This is a genomic window from Pseudomonas sp. ESBL9, from assembly GCF_036668715.1.
GTDB lineage: Bacteria > Pseudomonadota > Gammaproteobacteria > Pseudomonadales > Pseudomonadaceae > Aquipseudomonas > Aquipseudomonas lundensis.
Genome location: NZ_JAZEVV010000010.1, coordinates 108,103 through 124,063, shown reverse-complemented (window position 1 = coordinate 124,063; position 15,961 = coordinate 108,103). Strand labels below are relative to the sequence as shown.

The window sequence follows — 15,961 nt, the reverse complement described above, 5'->3', positions numbered from 1 at the left end:
CTACTATTCGAACATTCCCTGACTTTAAACCTCGGTACTGGCAGTCAACTGACCGAAAGATTACAACTTTGTCAGGATTACCCTTCACCACACGCGCCGCTGTATAAGGCTGAGGTATTTTTTTGATAGGTCGCCCATGAAACTGCTGATTGTTGAAGACCAGCCCAAAACCGGGCAATACCTGCGACAGGGCCTGAGCGAAGCGGGTTTCATCACCGAACTGGCTGCTGACGGCATCACTGGCCAGCACCTCGCCCTGACCGGCGACTATGCGCTGTTAATCCTCGATGTGATGCTCCCCGGTCGCGATGGCTGGCAAATCCTGCAAGCGGTGCGCAGCGCCGGGCTGGACATGCCGGTGCTGTTTCTCACTGCCCGCGATGCCGTTGAAGACCGTGTTCACGGCCTGGAGCTGGGGGCCGACGATTACTTGGTCAAGCCCTTTGCCTTCTCCGAGCTGCTGGCGCGCGTGCGCAGCCTGTTGCGGCGCGGCAGCAGTACCACCCAGGAAACCAGCCTGCAACTGGCCGACCTGCGCCTGGACCTGATCCGCCGCCGCGTAGAACGCAATGGCCAGCGCATCGACCTGACCGCCAAAGAATTCTCGTTGCTGGAGTTGCTGCTCAGGCGTCAGGGGGAAGTGCTGCCCAAATCGCTGATTGCCTCTCAGGTGTGGGACATGAATTTCGACAGCGATACCAATGTCATCGAAGTCGCCATCCGCCGCCTGCGCCTGAAAATCGATGACAGCCACGACCAAAAGCTGATCCACACCGTACGCGGCATGGGCTACGTGCTTGAAGAGCGCACGCCGTGATGCGTCGCCTGTCGCTGAGCAGTCGTCTGGCGTTGCTGTTTGCGGGGTGTACGGCAGTGGTATCGCTGTTCGCCGGGGTGCTGTTCGGACGCGCCAGCGAAGTGCATTTCGTCGAACTGGACCAGCAACTGATGGAAGCCCGGCTGGCAGGGTTGCGCAGCACGCTGAACGGCGTAAGCACCCTCGACCAGTTCTCCCGGCGCCTGCCGGTGTTGCTGCAAGATTTGAGTCATCAGCCCGATCTGAGCATTCGCGTGCGCGGCCCCGACGGTCACCCGTGGTTTGACAGCTCAACCAGCCTGCCCAACGATTTGCCCACCACCCCCGGCTTGGGCAGCCTGCAAATAAAGGGCACCGAATATCGCGTGCTCAATCCCCAGCCCGAAACGCCGGATGCACCCCGCTTGACCTTGCTCCTGGACATCACCCATCACCAGCATTTCTTGCAGCGCATGCAACGCTTGATCTGGATGACCGTCGGCCTCTCGGCGTTGGCCACCGCCATTTTGGGGGCGTGGGCGGCGCGCAGTGGCTTGCGCCCGTTACGCCGCATGAGCGCGATTGCGGCCAGTGTCTCTGCCGATTCGCTCACTGCGCGCTTACCTGAAGCGCAAATGCCTACGGAGCTTGCGGACTTGGCGCACGCCTTCAACGCCATGCTGGAGCGGCTTGACGCGTCATTTCAGCGCCTTTCAGCGTTCTCCGCCGACATCGCCCATGAGCTGCGCACCCCGCTCTCCAACGTACTGACCCACACTCAGGTAACGCTGACCCGGCCACGGGACATTGATGCGTACCGCGAGGCCCTGCACAGCAACCTCGAAGAACTGCAATGGATGGCACAGCTGGTTAACGACATGCTGTACCTGGCCAAGGCCGACCACGGCCTGCTGACACCCAGACGCGAGCCGCTGGACCTGGCACACGAGGTGGAGGCCCTGCTGGAGTTTTATGCGCTGCTCGCAGAAGAGTCGCAGATTCAATTGACCCATGAAGGCAGCGGCCAATTGGCGGGCGACCGCAGCATGCTGCGCCGCGCCCTTTCCAACCTACTGGATAACGCCTTGCGCTACACGCCCGCCGGTGGCGAGATCAAGGTGTGCATGGTGCCCACGGCAGACCGCTTGCGTATCACCGTGGAAAACAGCGGGCCTGGCATCCCCGCAGCGTTACTGCCGCGCCTGTTCGACCGCTTTTACCGGGCGGACCCGGCACGCCGGGAAGGCAGCAGTGAACACGCAGGTTTGGGGCTGGCAATCACCCAATCGATTATTCGCGCCCATGGCGGGCAGATCACCTGTGAGTCACAGGCCGGGATGACGCGGTTTGTGATTGAACTGCCTACAAGGGCGCAGTCGCTGTAGGCACTGGCGCAGGCTGCATGCCGTCGATCATCAAGCCTGCAGCCTGTGCGCACATGCGAGGGATCAGGAGTAACGCAATGCGTGAGCCGGCTGGATTTTCGCCGCGCGGTACGCCGGGTACAGCGTTGCCAGGAAGCTCAGCACAAAACCCGCCGTGCAAATCAGCAGCACGTCACCGCCTTGTAACTCGGACGGCAGGTTGCTGACGAAGTAGACGTCTGAACTGAAGATGTGTTGCCCGGACACCCGTTCCATCCAGCCCACTAGCGCGCTGACATTCAACGCGGCAATCACGCCCAGCACGCCACCGATCAAGGTGCCGACAATCCCGATCACCGTGCCCTGCACCATGAATATGGCCATGATTTGACGCGGCGTGGCGCCGATGGTGCGCAAGATCGCGATGTCAGCCCCCTTGTCGTTCACCACCATGATCAAGGTGGCGATGATGTTGAATGCCGCCACGGCCACGATCATCAGCAGCAGCAGACCAATCATGGTTTTTTCCATTTTCATGGCACTGAACAGGCTGCCCTGGGTGTGCGTCCAGTCGTCAGCGCGGTAGGCATCACCCAACCCGGCGACCACCTCGGCCGAGACCTTAGGCGCGGCATACAGGTCCTTGACGGCCAGACGCACGCTTTGGACCTGATTCGGCGCCCAGCGCTGCATGGTTGCTGCATCCTCAACGTGGATCAGGCCCATGGAACCATCCAGTTCGGCCCCCACTTTGAAGATCCCGACCACGTTCAAGCGTTGCAGACGCGGGGTGATGCCACCCGGCGCGGTGCTGGCTTCGGGCACGATCAAGGTGATCTTGTCGCCGACGCCCAACCGGAAACGCCGCGCCGTGATATCACCCAATACCACGCCAAATTCGCCGGGCTTGAGGTCTTCCATGCGCCCCTGCACGATGTGCCGGGTCACGATGGACACCTGGCCTTCGAGTGCCGGATCAACGCCGCTGATCTGAATCGGCTGCATCGACCCCTTATAGGAGAGCATCCCTTCCATCTCGGTGAACGGCACTGCGGCCGTGACCTCGGGGTTTTTCATGGCGGCTTCAGCCACCGGACGCCAGTCATCGATGGGCTTTACGCCCACGACCGTGGCATGGGGCACCATGCCAAGGATGCGGTTACTCATTTCACGCTGAAAACCGTTCATCACCGAGAGCACCACAATCATGGCCAATACGCCCAGGGCGAGGCCGATCATCGAGGTCATGGAGATGAACGAAACAAAACGATTGCGGCGCTTGGCGCGGGTATAGCGCGTGCCGATAAAAATCGATAACGGTCTGAACATTCGCGGGCACCGTAAAAAAATAAAAGACCCGGCACCGGTCAGGGTGCCGGGTTTTGGCCGATCAAATCGTGGTCAGGCGACCTTCTTGAAGGTGCAACACGCGATCCATCTGGCGGGCCAGGTTCATGTCATGCGTCACCACCAGGAACGCGGTACGCATCGAGGTGCTGAGTTCGAGCATCAGGTCCTGAATGCCTTGCGCGGTATGAGCGTCAAGGTTGCCGGTAGGCTCATCGAGCATCACCAGCCCGGGCTTGTTCACCAACGCGCGGGCGATGGCCACGCGCTGGCGCTCGCCACCGGACAACTCGGCCGGCTTGTGCTCCAGACGGTGGCTCAGGCCGACACGGGTCAACAGTGCCGTGGCCCGCTCCCGCGCTGCGGGAATCGATGTCTTGCCGATCAACAGCGGCATGCACACGTTTTCCAGCGCCGTGAACTCGGGCAGCAAGTGGTGAAACTGGTACACGAAACCCAGTGAACGGTTACGCAACTGGCCACGGGCCTTCTCGCCCAGCGCCGACAGCTCTTCACCCGCCAGCCACACACTGCCGGTAGTCGGCGTGTCGAGGCCACCGAGCAAATTAAGCAAGGTACTTTTGCCCGAGCCCGAGGTGCCGACGATGGCCACACGCTCACCCGGGTGCAACTCCAGTTGCAGGCCCGACAACACCACCACTGACTCCGGGCCTTCCTCGTAGGACTTGCCCAGGTCGCGGCAACTCAACACTGCTTGTTCTTTCATGCCCAACTCACTCATAACGAAGCGCCTGCGCAGGCTGGGTGCGCGCAGCACGCCAGGCCGGGTACAAGGTCGCGAGGAAACTCAGAACCAATGCCGCGCCACAGACCATCAACACGTCCTGCGTCTGCAATTGCGACGGCAGGTAGTCGATGAAGTACACGTCGGCGTTGAGAAACTTATGGCCGATCAGCCCTTCAAGGGCCGAGATCGCCGCGCTGACATTCAAGGCCGCCAGCATGCCCAGCACCGCACCAATGGCAGTGCCGACCACGCCGATCACGGTGCCCTGCACCATGAAAATGGCCATGATCGTGCCCGGCGTGGCGCCCAGCGTCCGCAGGATCGCGATATCGCCCTTCTTGTCGTTCACCACCATGACCAGCGTGGAAATGATGTTGAAGGCCGCCACGGCCACGATCAGCAACAGGAGCAGGCCGATCATGGCTTTCTCCATGCGGATGGCCTGATACAGGTTGCCGTGGGTGCGGGTCCAGTCACGGGCGTAATAACGGTCATCCCCCAGCTTTTGGGCGATTTCCCACGCTGTGCGAGGCGCCTGGAACAGGTCGTCGAACTTCAGGCGCAACCCCTGGACCTGATCGGGCTTCCAGCGCTGCAAACGCGCCAGGTCCTGCAAATGGGTAATGCCCAGATAGCCATCGATTTCACCGGCGCCGACATGGAAAATGCCCTGCACCGTGAAGCGTTTCATGCGCGGAAACATGCCCGCCGGGGTCACCGTGACTTCCGGGGCCACGAACGTCAGCTTGTCGCCAACGGCCACGCCGAGCTTTTTCGCCGCCTTGTCGCCAATGATGATGCCGAAGCCGCCGGGCGTCAGTGAATCGAGCTGACCTTGCAACATGAACCGGTCAATGATCGACACCTTGCGCTCTTGCGCGGGGTCGATGGCATTGAGCAGGACTTTTTGCACGTTGCCGTCATGGGTCAGCAGGCCCTGCATCTGGGTGTACGGCGCCACCGCCTCCACCTTCGGGTTCTGCCTGACCTGGGCGGCCAGCATTTGCCAGTCACTGATCGGCTGGTCGCCGACGATGGTCGCGTGGGGCACCATGCCCAGCACACGGGTGCGCATCTCATGATCGAAGCCGTTCATCACCGACAACACCACAATCATCACGACCACGCCGAGGGCGAGTCCGATCATTGAAGTCAGAGAAATGAACGACACAAAATGATTGCGACGCTTTGCACGGGTATAACGCGTGCCGATAAATACGAAGAGAGGTCTGAACATGTCGGGGCTTGTTCGAGGGAAAAGAAGACGTCCTTGTGGCGGGGCCTGATAAGCAGCTTTACACTCAGACCACAGCCGCCACCATGGGTTCGCCATGTCGACATTAGATGAAGCAGATCGCCGCGAATACTACCGTATCGATGATGTGATCGCACTGGAAATAACCCCGCTGTCGGCACCTCAAGCCGCGAGCACTGAAGTGTTGCAGGATGCTTCGCCTTTATTCAATTTACTCAGTGAGTTACACCTGAGCGAATTCGAGTCGCAGCACCTGCTGCGCCAGATCAGCGAACGCGACCGCACCCTCTCCAGCTACCTCAAAACCCTGAACAAACGGGTCGACCTGCTCAGCCAAGTGGTCGCACAAACCGTACTGGGCAAGATTGGCGAGCTGCAACCGGTCAAGCTGTCCGAAGGCGGCATTGAATTCGAGCATGCAAACGCCTATTCGCCGGGCACCCACCTCTCGATCAAACTGGTGCTGATGCCGCAAGCGCTGGGGCTTCTGTTGCGCGCCAAGGTCACCCATTGCACCCCACGCAACGGCCAGTTCGAGATTGGCACCGAGTTTGAAGCTATCACCGACGCACAGCGTCAGTTGCTGGCCCGTTACATCTTGCAAAAACAGGCCCAGGCACGCCGTCTGGCCCGTGAACAAAACGAAGCAGCCGAAGAAGAGTAAGCGCGTCCCGGCGCTGTGAATTGTGTATTAAGGAGCAATTGTGACCCTGATTTATGGCCATCGCGGCGCCAAAGGCGAAGCACCCGAAAACACCCTCGCCAGCTTCGAGCAATGCCTCAAGCACGGCGTGCGCCGCTGCGAACTCGACCTGCACCTGTCCAAGGACGGTGAGCTGATGGTGATTCACGATCCGACGCTCAAGCGCACCACCGACCGACGCGGCAAGGTGATCGAACACACCGCAGCCGATCTCGCGACCTATGACGCACGCAAGGGCGGCCCGGGCTGGGTGCATCCGTGTCCGATTCCACGACTCGAAGAATTGTTTGAAAAGTGCGACTTCGAGCATTGGCAGCTGGAAGTCAAAAGCGCGTCCCGTACGCGGGCAGCGACCACCGTGCTGGCGATTCGCGAAATGGCCCAGCGCCACGGCCTGATGGACAAGGTCACCGTGACCTCAAGTTCCCGTGAAGTGCTTAAGGCAGCTATCGAACTGACACCGGATCTGTCCCGCGGACTGGTTGCCGAATACGCCTGGCTCGACCCGCTGAAGGTCGCGCAAAGCTATGGCTGCGAGCTGCTGGCATTGAACTGGACACTCTGCACCCCGGAGCGCCTGGAAAAAGCCCAGCGTCAGGGTTTGCATGTGTCGGTATGGACAGTCAACGAGCCTGCACTGATGCGCAGACTCGCTGATTTCGGCGTAGATAGCCTGATTACAGACTTTCCCGGTTTGGCCACTGCCACCCTCGGGAATAGCTGAAATCGGTCTCCCCGGCCGGCTCAGGCCACCGGCCGGAGCCGCTTAAAAAAGCCGGTTAAGGCCGTCGTAAGCCGCTACCCGATAGGCTTCCGCCATGGTCGGGTAGTTAAACGTGGTGTTGACGAAATACTTCAGGGTATTGAGCTCACCCGGCTGGTTCATGATCGCCTGACCGATGTGCACGATCTCCGAGGCCTGATAGCCGAAGCAATGTACGCCCAGTACTTGCAGGGTTTCACGGTGAAACAGGATTTTCAGCATGCCTTGCGGCTCGCCGGCAATCTGGGCACGCGCCATGCCCTTGAAGAACGCCTTGCCCACTTCGTAAGGCACTTTAGCCTGGGTCAGTTCTTGCTCGTTCTTGCCGATCGAGCTGATCTCCGGAATGGTGTAAATGCCGGTCGGCACGTCATTCACGAAACGCCAGCTGCCGTTGTCCACGATGCTGCCGGCAGCCGAGCGACCCTGGTCGTGCGCTGCACTGGCCAGGCTTGGCCAGCCAATCACGTCGCCAGCGGCGTAGATGTTAGGCACCACTGTGCGGTAGTTTTCGTCCACGCTGATCTGGCCGCGACCATTGGGCTTGATGCCAATGTTCTCCAGCCCCAGCTGGTCAGTGTTGCCGGTACGGCCGTTGCACCAGAGCAAGGCATCGGCCTTGATCTTCTTGCCGGACTTGAGGTGCAAGATCACGCCATTTTCGACGCCTTCAACACGCTCGTACTCTTCGTTGTGGCGCACGGTGATGTTGTTGTTGCTGAAGTGGTAGCTCAGCGCCTGCGAGATTTCGGAGTCGAGGAAGCTCAGCAGTTGCTCGCGGTTGTCCACCAGCTCAACCAGCACGCCCAGACCACTGAAAATCGATGCGTATTCGCAACCGATTACACCCGCGCCGTAGACGATCAGCTTACGCGGGGTGTGGCCCAGGCTGAGGATGGTGTCGCTGTCGTAGATGCGCGAGTGGGTGAAATCGATATCGGCCGGGCGGTACGGGCGCGAACCGGTAGCAATGATGATCTGCTTGGCCATCAGCGTTTCGACCACGCCGTTGGCGCAGACCACTTCGATGGTTTGCTCGTCGGTAAAACTGCCGGTGCCGAAGAACAGGTCAACACGGTTGCGGGCGTAGTAACCGGTGCGCGAGGTCACTTGCTTGGAAATCACTTTCTCGGCGCTTTTGAGCACATCCGGGAAAGAAAACCAGCGGGGTTCACCGATGGCCCGAAACATCGGGTTGGTGTTGAACTGCATGATCTGCCGGACCGAGTGACGCAGAGCCTTGGACGGGATGGTGCCCAAGTGCGTGCAGTTACCGCCGACCTGACGCCGGCTGTCGACCATCGCCACCTTGCGCCCTGCTTTTGCGGCGTTCATTGCCGCACCTTCTCCTGCCGGGCCGGAACCCAGTACCACTACGTCGTAGTTGTAGACAGCCATGCGTACTCCTCAGAACGGGCCGCGGCGCATTTTCAGGCGCCTGCGGCTAAATCATGACGCGGCCGGCGCCATGAAGGATCAAAACGTGGGGCACAGTCTATAGAAGCCTGAACGCGGCGAACATTAACCCTTGGTCTCGTCGTAGGCTAATTTTGTGTTCACTACATCCAGAACTGACCTTAACTCTCTTCAAGAGGCAGTGACGGGTTGCGCGGGATGTAGAATCCGCAGCCGTCTCAACCTTGATCCCGGCCCAGAGCCGCCGCGCCCACTCACCCCTTCAGAGAGCCCCTTATGCGCCATTTGTTGATCGCTCTGTTGCTGATGAACAGCCTTACCTGCCTGGCCGACGAGGCAAAACCGATCAAGGAGGCGAACTTTCCTACTCAATTAAAAGACGGTTCTCAAACCCTACAGCGCAAAGGTCAAATCGTGCTGACGTACCTGTGGGCCGATGTCTACGCCGCGGCCCTGTTTGCACCTGCCAACATCAGCCCCCGGGACGCCTTTGAGCAGTTGCGCGACCTGCGCCTTGAGCTGTTTTATCTGCGCGACCTTGATCACAGCGACATCACCACCGCCTCTGCCACCATCCTCAAGCGTCAACACTCGCCTGCCACGCTGAGGACCCTCGAAGCGGGATTAAAAAAGCTACAGGGCAGTTTTGCCAACATCCAGCGCGGTGACCGCTATGCCCTGGATTACGACCCCGCTCGCGGCCTGAACCTGGAACGCAATGGTCAGGTCATCTTTACCAGCACTGACAAAGCGCTCGCCAAAGCGTACCTGGGCATTTGGCTCGCGCCCGAAGGCTTGCCCGAGCCACTGCGTCAAACCCTCTTGGCGCAAACACCCTGAGCACTCGGTAGTCACTTCATTAGTTGCCTACACATCTTGATACACATATGGTTACAAAACTGTTTGTCTGACTGGCGCAGGCCCGGACCAGGCAGTGTGGACGACTAAAAACATGGATACGCATAAAACAGATAACAGCGGGTGATTTCTGATGGCCTCCAGCGCAGGTAAAGGCAAGGCGATTTTTCGCGTTGTCAGCGGTAACTTCCTCGAAATGTTCGACTTCATGGTCTTCGGCTTTTACGCCACAGCCATCGCCAACACCTTCTTTCCAAGCAATAACGCCTTCGCTTCCCTGATGCTCGCGCTGGCCACGTTCGGTGCCGGCTTCTTGATGCGCCCGCTGGGTGCAATCTTCCTGGGCGCCTACATTGACCGCCATGGCCGACGCAAAGGGCTGATCATCACCCTCGCCCTGATGGCCATGGGCACTGTGCTGATTGCCTGTGTGCCGGGTTATGCCACGCTGGGCGTGGCGGCGCCGCTGCTGGTGCTACTGGGGCGTTTGTTGCAAGGGTTCTCCGCCGGTGTGGAGCTGGGTGGCGTCTCGGTTTACTTGTCAGAAATCGCCACGCCGGGCCGCAAAGGCTTTTTTGTCAGCTGGCAGTCCGCAAGCCAGCAGGCCGCGGTGGTCTTTGCCGGGCTGCTCGGCGTCTGCTTGAATCACTGGCTCAGCCCACAGGACATGGGTGAGTGGGGCTGGCGCATTCCGTTTTTGCTGGGCTGCATGATTGTCCCGGTGATTTTCGTCATTCGCCGCTCAATGGAAGAAACACCCGAGTTTGAAGCGCGCGAACATCGCCCTACCCTGCGGGAAATCATTCGTTCGATCAGTCAGAACTTTGGACTCGTCCTGGGCGGCATGGCGCTGGTGGTCATGACCACCGTGTCGTTTTACCTGATCACGGCCTACACCCCGACCTTCGGTAAAGCTGAACTGAACCTGTCGGATTTTGATGCACTGCTGGTGACGGTCTGCATCGGCGCCTCCAATTTCTTTTGGTTACCGGTGATGGGCTCACTGTCTGACAAGGTCGGCCGCAAACCCTTGCTGCTGGGCGCGACCATTCTTGCGATCCTGACCGCCTACCCGGCGTTGTCCTGGCTGGTGGCCAACCCGAGCTTCAGCCACTTGCTGATCGTCGAACTGTGGCTGTCCTTCCTGTACAGCTCGTACAACGGCGCGATGGTGGTGGCGCTCACCGAAATCATGCCGGTCGAGGTGCGGACCACGGGCTTCTCGCTGGCGTATAGCCTGGCGACCGCAACGTTCGGTGGCTTTACCCCGGCGGCGTGCACCTACTTGATCCACGTACTGGACAACAAGGCGGCCCCTGGTCTGTGGCTGACCGGCGCCGCCGTGCTGGGACTGATTGCCACCGTGGTGCTGTTCCGTGGCAACACACATGAACGGCGTACAGCCAAATCGGCCGTGACCAGTCACGCGTGATATCGCTGTACTGACGCCATAACACACCTACAAAAACGCCCCGAACCAGTCGGGGCGTTTTCAAGTGCGGCAGTCGCTTAGCGCGGGAACGCTGGCGGGTTAACCCCGGCCATGTCTTCCATCACGCGAACCACCTGGCAGCTGTAACCGAACTCGTTGTCGTACCACACGTACAGCACAACGCGGTTGTCGTTGCAGATTGTTGCTTCCGCATCAACCACACCCGCATGACGCGAGCCAACGAAGTCAGTGGAAACCACTTCCTGCGAGCTGACAAAGTCGATCTGCTTGTGCAGTTCGGAGTGCAGCGCCATGTGACGCAGGTACTCGTTCATTTCTTCACGGGTAGCCGGCTTCTCAAGGTTCAGGTTGAGGATGGCCATCGACACGTTAGGCGTAGGCACACGGATCGCGTTACCGGTCAGCTTGCCAGCCAGCTCAGGCAGCGCCTTGGCCGCAGCAGTAGCAGCGCCGGTCTCGGTGATAACCATGTTCAGCGCAGCCGAACGGCCACGGCGATCGCCTTTGTGGAAGTTGTCGATCAGGTTCTGGTCGTTGGTGTACGAGTGAACCGTTTCAACGTGACCGTTCACAATGCCGAACTTGTCATTGACGGCTTTGAGCACCGGCACGATGGCGTTGGTGGTGCAGGAAGCAGCCGAGATGATTTTGTCGTCAGCGGTGATCTCACCGTGGTTGATACCGTGAACGATGTTCTTGAGTTTGCCTTTGCCAGGCGCGGTCAGAACCACACGATCAACGCCAGGGCACGCCAGGTGCTGGCCGAGACCGTCGGCGTCACGCCATACACCGGTGTTGTCCACCAGCAATGCGTTTTGAATGCCGTACTGGGTGTAGTCCACCTCGGTCGGATTCTTCGCGTAGATCACCTGAATCAGGTTGCCGTTGGCGGTGATGGTGTTGTTTTCTTCGTCAACCACGATGGTGCCGTCAAACGGGCCATGCACGGAGTCACGACGCAACAGACTGGCACGCTTGACCAGATCGTTATCGGCGCCTTTGCGCACTACGATCGCACGCAAGCGCAGGCCGTCGCCGCCGCCGGTTTTTTCGATCAGGATGCGCGCCAGCAGGCGGCCGATACGACCAAAACCGTACAGCACAACGTCGGTGCCTTTACGGGCGTCAGCGTTTTGCTGACCCACAACGTCGGCCAGTTCTTCACGCACGAACTGCTCGGCGGTACGGCCATTGCCTTCGGTCTTGAACTTGACGGCCAGCTTGCCCAGGTCTACCGAAGCAGCACCCAGCTTGAGTTCGCTCATCGCTTTGAGCAGCGGGAAAGTTTCGTGCACGGACAATTCGATGTCATCGGACTGACGATGACGCGCAAAGCGGTGAGCTTTGAGAATCGCAATGACTGAACGGTTGATCAGGCTGCGGCCATAGATCGAGCTCACCACGTTGTTATTGCGGTAAAGCTGACCAATCAGCGGAATCATCGCTTCTGCGAGTGCTTCACGGTCGATCCATTCACCAAGACACTGGTCGGGCTTCTGAGTCACGGGAACCTTCCACATGTAGGGGCTGAAAAAAGGGGCTACATTATGCCGCCGCCTCTGGCCATGGGCAATGTGCGCCTGTCATGCGGGCTGACTGAAACGATTAAGCCCCAATATTTACAGGTGAAAAAAAACACTATGCACCGTTTTCCCTCGCCTTCTAAGGGCTTGCCAAGGGGGGACGGACTGCGTTTTACCGTTTCCCCGAAGGATTTGGCGCGCCATTAAAGACGGCGACTGACAGCCAACCCCTAGGCCCGTTACAATCGGCCTCTTTGCCGCAACGCTTGGAGCTCAACCTTCCGTGCCCGTCCTGCGACTACCCAAACTTCCTGCTACGGCAGGCAAACAGCACTGGGGCAACCTGCCCGGTGCCGCCCTGAGCCTCGCCATTGCCGAGGCCGCCAGCGCCGCCAAGCGCTTCACCCTGCTCCTGACCGCCGACAGCCAAAGCGCCGAACGCCTTGAGCAGGAGTTGAGGTTCTTTGCACCCGAGCTGCCCGTCTTGCATTTCCCGGACTGGGAAACCCTGCCCTACGACCTGTTTTCGCCGCATCAGGACATCATTTCCCAGCGCATCGCCAGCCTGTACCGGTTGCCCGAGCTGGATCATGGCGTTTTGGTAGTGCCGATCACCACGGCCCTACACCGCCTGGCACCGACCAAGTTTCTGCTCGGCAGCAGCCTGGTGCTGGACATCGGCCAAAAACTGGATGTAGAGCAGATGCGCACCCGCCTGGAGGCCAGCGGTTATCGCTGTGTCGACACGGTGTACGAGCACGGCGAGTTCGCCGTACGCGGCGCTTTGATCGATCTGTTCCCCATGGGCAGCAAGCTGCCTTACCGGATCGACCTGTTCGACGACGAAATCGAAACCCTGCGCACCTTCGACCCGGAGAATCAGCGCTCCATCGACAAAGTCGATTCGGTTCGCTTGCTTCCCGCACGGGAATTCCCCCTGCAGAAGGATGCCGTGACACGCTTCAAGGCACGGTTCCGCGAACGGTTCGACGTCGACTTTCGACGCTGCCCGATCTTTCAGGATTTGAGCAGCGGGATTACGCCAGCAGGTATCGAGTACTACCTGCCGCTGTTCTTCGACGAAACCTCCACCCTGTTCGATTACCTGCCCGGCGACACCCAGGTGTTCTCGTTGCCCGGCATCGAACAGGCCGCCGAGAACTTCTGGTCCGACGTGCGCAACCGCTACGAAGAACGCCGGGTTGACCCCTCCCGTCCTTTATTGCCGCCCGCCGAACTGTTCCTGCCGGTCGAAGACTGCTTCGCCCGCCTGAAAAGCTGGCCGCGGGTGGTCGCCAGTCAGGATGACCTGGACACCGGCAGCCGCCGCGAACGCTTCCCGGCGCAGCCATTGCCCAATCTTGCGATCGAGGCCAAGGCCAATCAGCCGCTGGCCGCCCTCTCGGGGTTTCTTGAGCAATTTGAAGGTCGCGTGCTGTTTACCGCCGAGTCCGCCGGTCGCCGCGAAGTCTTGCTGGAGCTGCTTGAGCGATTGAAACTGCGCCCCAAAACCGTCGACAGCTGGCCGGACTTCGTGTCCAGCAAGCATCGCCTGGCTATCACCATTGCCCCGCTCGATGAAGGCTTGTTACTGGACGATCCGGCGCTGGCCCTGATCGCCGAGAGCCCGCTGTTCGGTCAGCGAGTGATGCAACGCCGACGCCGTGAAAAACGCGCCGACGCCAACAATGACGCCGTAATCAAAAACCTGACCGAGCTGCGCGAAGGTGCGCCGGTGGTGCACATCGACCACGGTGTTGGCCGCTATCAAGGCCTGGCTACCCTGGAAGTCGACAATCAGGTGGCTGAATTCCTGACCCTCGAATACGCCGAAGGCGCCAAGCTCTATGTGCCCGTGGCCAACCTTCACCTCATTGCCCGCTACACCGGCAGCGATGACGAGCTGGCGCCCCTGCACCGCCTGGGCTCCGAAACCTGGCAAAAGGCCAAACGCAAAGCGGCCGAACAGGTTCGCGATGTGGCTGCCGAACTGCTCGACATTTATGCCCGTCGCGCCGCCCGCGAAGGTTACGCGTTCGACGACCCAAAAGCCGACTACGCAACCTTCAGCGCGGGCTTCCCGTTTGAAGAGACCCCGGATCAGCAGACCGCCATCGAAGCGGTGCGCGCCGACATGCTCGCGCCCAAGCCCATGGATCGCCTGGTGTGCGGTGATGTGGGCTTCGGCAAGACCGAGGTGGCCATGCGCGCGGCGTTCATCGCCGTGCATGGCGGGCGACAGGTCGCCATTCTGGTTCCCACTACCCTGCTGGCACAGCAACATTACAACAGCTTCCGCGACCGATTCGCCGACTGGCCAGTGCGGGTAGAAGTCATGAGCCGCTTCAAATCGGCCAAAGAGATCAATGCGGCGGTCGCCGATCTGGCCGAGGGCAAGATCGACATCGTGATTGGCACCCACAAACTGTTGCAAGACGACGTCAAAATCAAAAACCTCGGGCTGGTCATCATCGATGAAGAACACCGGTTCGGCGTGCGCCAGAAAGAACAGCTCAAGGCCCTGCGCAGCGAAGTCGACATTCTGACCCTCACCGCCACGCCGATCCCGCGCACGCTGAACATGGCGGTTTCGGGCATGCGCGACTTGTCGATCATCGCCACGCCGCCCGCCCGCCGCCTGTCGGTGCGCACCTTCGTCATGGAGCAGAACAACAGCACGGTCAAAGAAGCCCTGCTGCGTGAACTGCTGCGTGGCGGGCAGGTTTACTACCTGCACAACGATGTGAAGACCATTGAGAAATGCGCGGCCGATCTGGCCGAACTTGTACCCGAAGCCCGTATCGGGATTGGCCACGGCCAGATGCGCGAGCGCGAACTCGAACAAGTGATGAGCGACTTCTATCACAAGCGCTTCAACGTGCTGATCGCCTCGACCATCATCGAGACCGGTATCGACGTGCCGAGTGCGAACACCATCATCATCGAACGCGCCGACAAGTTCGGCCTGGCGCAATTGCACCAGTTGCGCGGCCGTGTGGGCCGCAGTCACCACCAGGCCTACGCCTACCTGCTGACGCCTCCACGCCAGCAAATCACCGGGGACGCGCAGAAGCGCCTGGAGGCCATCGCCAATACCCAAGATTTGGGTGCAGGCTTTGTACTGGCCACCAACGACCTGGAAATCCGTGGCGCCGGCGAGCTTCTGGGCGACGGCCAAAGTGGCCAGATCCAGGCCGTGGGTTTCACCCTGTACATGGAAATGCTCGAACGCGCCGTCAAGTCGATCCGCAAGGGCGAACAACCGAACCTCGACCAGCCGTTGGGCGGTGGCCCGGAGATCAACCTGCGGGTGCCCGCGCTGATTCCCGAGTCGTACCTGCCGGATGTGCATGCGCGACTGATTCTGTACAAGCGCATCGCCTCAGCGACCGACGAAGAAGGCTTGAAGGACTTGCAGGTCGAGATGATCGACCGCTTCGGCCTGCTGCCGGAACCGACCAAAAACCTGGTGCGCATTACCTTGCTCAAGCTGCACGCCGAACAACTGGGCATCAAAAAAGTCGATGCCGGGCCGCAAGGCGGGCGCATCGAGTTTGCCGCGGACACCCCGGTCGATCCGCTGGTACTGATCAAACTGATTCAGGGCCAGCCCAATCGCTACAAGTTTGAAGGCGCGACGCTGTTCAAGTTCATGGTGCCCATGGAACGCCCGGATGAGCGCTTCAATACCATCGAGGCGCTGTTTGAGCGCCTGACACCGAAGCCTTCTTGATG

Annotated in this window: 12 protein-coding genes; 7 read left to right on the top strand and 5 right to left on the bottom strand. The window is 60.0% G+C overall.

Going from position 1 to position 15,961, the window contains the following annotated elements; genetic code table 11:
* The first annotated feature begins 136 nt into the window (after window positions 1–136).
* The gene (locus tag V6F78_RS21310; protein WP_047274069.1) at window positions 137–817 is read left to right on the top strand and encodes a heavy metal response regulator transcription factor; all 681 of its coding nucleotides are present in this window, start codon (window positions 137–139) and stop codon (window positions 815–817) included.
* Entirely contained in the window at window positions 817–2,181 is a 1,365-nt protein-coding gene (locus V6F78_RS21305; RefSeq protein WP_047293100.1) for a heavy metal sensor histidine kinase, read from the top strand. Before V6F78_RS21310 ends, V6F78_RS21305 begins: the two co-directional genes overlap by 1 nt.
* A 63-nt stretch (window positions 2,182–2,244) precedes the next feature.
* On the opposite strand, the gene V6F78_RS21300 is transcribed toward V6F78_RS21305, so the two are convergent.
* From V6F78_RS21300 to V6F78_RS21290, 3 genes are all read right to left on the bottom strand, one after another.
* On the bottom strand, window positions 2,245–3,489 hold the full coding sequence (locus V6F78_RS21300) for a lipoprotein-releasing ABC transporter permease subunit (RefSeq protein WP_047275678.1): 1,245 nt from the start codon (window positions 3,487–3,489) through the stop codon (window positions 2,245–2,247).
* A 61-nt stretch (window positions 3,490–3,550) separates the two neighbouring features.
* Window positions 3,551–4,234 carry a lipoprotein-releasing ABC transporter ATP-binding protein LolD gene (gene lolD / locus V6F78_RS21295; RefSeq protein WP_332728183.1) on the bottom strand — a complete coding sequence of 228 codons (684 nt, stop codon included), beginning with the start codon at window positions 4,232–4,234 and terminating at the stop codon, window positions 3,551–3,553.
* Window positions 4,235–4,241: 7 nt separating this feature from the next.
* Complete coding sequence (locus tag V6F78_RS21290) at window positions 4,242–5,492, bottom strand: lipoprotein-releasing ABC transporter permease subunit (RefSeq protein ID WP_047293095.1); 1,251 nt, start codon at window positions 5,490–5,492, stop codon at window positions 4,242–4,244.
* Between the two features lie 94 nt (window positions 5,493–5,586).
* On the opposite strand from V6F78_RS21290, the gene V6F78_RS21285 reads away from it, so the two are divergent.
* Both V6F78_RS21285 and V6F78_RS21280 read left to right on the top strand, forming a co-directional pair.
* Window positions 5,587–6,174, top strand: coding sequence for a PilZ domain-containing protein (locus tag V6F78_RS21285; RefSeq protein WP_047274058.1), 588 nt, complete (start codon window positions 5,587–5,589; stop codon window positions 6,172–6,174).
* Between the two features lie 40 nt (window positions 6,175–6,214).
* Window positions 6,215–6,937: a glycerophosphodiester phosphodiesterase gene (locus V6F78_RS21280; protein ID WP_047293092.1), complete on the top strand. Its 723-nt coding sequence runs from the start codon at window positions 6,215–6,217 to the stop codon at window positions 6,935–6,937.
* Between the two features lie 42 nt (window positions 6,938–6,979).
* Here V6F78_RS21280 and sthA read toward each other — a convergent pair whose 3' ends face one another.
* Window positions 6,980–8,374 carry a Si-specific NAD(P)(+) transhydrogenase gene (gene sthA, locus V6F78_RS21275; protein ID WP_047275673.1) on the bottom strand — a complete coding sequence of 465 codons (1,395 nt, stop codon included), beginning with the start codon at window positions 8,372–8,374 and terminating at the stop codon, window positions 6,980–6,982.
* Window positions 8,375–8,668: 294 nt separating this feature from the next.
* On the opposite strand from sthA, the gene V6F78_RS21270 reads away from it, so the two are divergent.
* Window positions 8,669–9,232, top strand: a complete 564-nt coding sequence (locus V6F78_RS21270) for a chalcone isomerase family protein (RefSeq protein WP_047293091.1) — start codon at window positions 8,669–8,671, stop codon at window positions 9,230–9,232.
* Between the two features lie 151 nt (window positions 9,233–9,383).
* A complete protein-coding gene (locus V6F78_RS21265; RefSeq protein ID WP_332728180.1) occupies window positions 9,384–10,682 on the top strand; it encodes an MFS transporter in 1,299 nt (432 codons plus the stop codon).
* A 77-nt stretch (window positions 10,683–10,759) separates the two neighbouring features.
* On the opposite strand, the gene V6F78_RS21260 is transcribed toward V6F78_RS21265, so the two are convergent.
* A complete protein-coding gene (locus V6F78_RS21260) occupies window positions 10,760–12,223 on the bottom strand; it encodes a glyceraldehyde-3-phosphate dehydrogenase (RefSeq protein WP_047274047.1) in 1,464 nt (487 codons plus the stop codon).
* 286 nt (window positions 12,224–12,509) lie between these two features.
* Between V6F78_RS21260 and mfd the strand changes: the two genes are divergently transcribed.
* A complete protein-coding gene (gene mfd, locus V6F78_RS21255; RefSeq protein ID WP_047293086.1) occupies window positions 12,510–15,959 on the top strand; it encodes a transcription-repair coupling factor in 3,450 nt (1,149 codons plus the stop codon).
* The last annotated feature ends 2 nt before the right edge of the window (window positions 15,960–15,961 follow it).

What these genes read in the sequence shown, in the direction of transcription:
- V6F78_RS21310 (WP_047274069.1), top strand. Translation starts at nt 137, where the DNA reads ATGAAACTGCTGATTGTTGAAGACCAGCCCAAAACCGGGCAATACCTG.
- V6F78_RS21305 (WP_047293100.1), top strand. Translation starts at nt 817, where the DNA reads ATGCGTCGCCTGTCGCTGAGCAGTCGTCTGGCGTTGCTGTTTGCGGGG.
- V6F78_RS21300 (WP_047275678.1), bottom strand. Translation starts at nt 3,489, where the DNA reads ATGTTCAGACCGTTATCGATTTTTATCGGCACGCGCTATACCCGCGCC.
- lolD (WP_332728183.1), bottom strand. Translation starts at nt 4,234, where the DNA reads ATGAAAGAACAAGCAGTGTTGAGTTGCCGCGACCTGGGCAAGTCCTAC.
- V6F78_RS21290 (WP_047293095.1), bottom strand. Translation starts at nt 5,492, where the DNA reads ATGTTCAGACCTCTCTTCGTATTTATCGGCACGCGTTATACCCGTGCA.
- V6F78_RS21285 (WP_047274058.1), top strand. Translation starts at nt 5,587, where the DNA reads ATGTCGACATTAGATGAAGCAGATCGCCGCGAATACTACCGTATCGAT.
- sthA (WP_047275673.1), bottom strand. Translation starts at nt 8,374, where the DNA reads ATGGCTGTCTACAACTACGACGTAGTGGTACTGGGTTCCGGCCCGGCA.
- V6F78_RS21270 (WP_047293091.1), top strand. Translation starts at nt 8,669, where the DNA reads ATGCGCCATTTGTTGATCGCTCTGTTGCTGATGAACAGCCTTACCTGC.
- V6F78_RS21265 (WP_332728180.1), top strand. Translation starts at nt 9,384, where the DNA reads ATGGCCTCCAGCGCAGGTAAAGGCAAGGCGATTTTTCGCGTTGTCAGC.
- V6F78_RS21260 (WP_047274047.1), bottom strand. Translation starts at nt 12,223, where the DNA reads ATGTGGAAGGTTCCCGTGACTCAGAAGCCCGACCAGTGTCTTGGTGAA.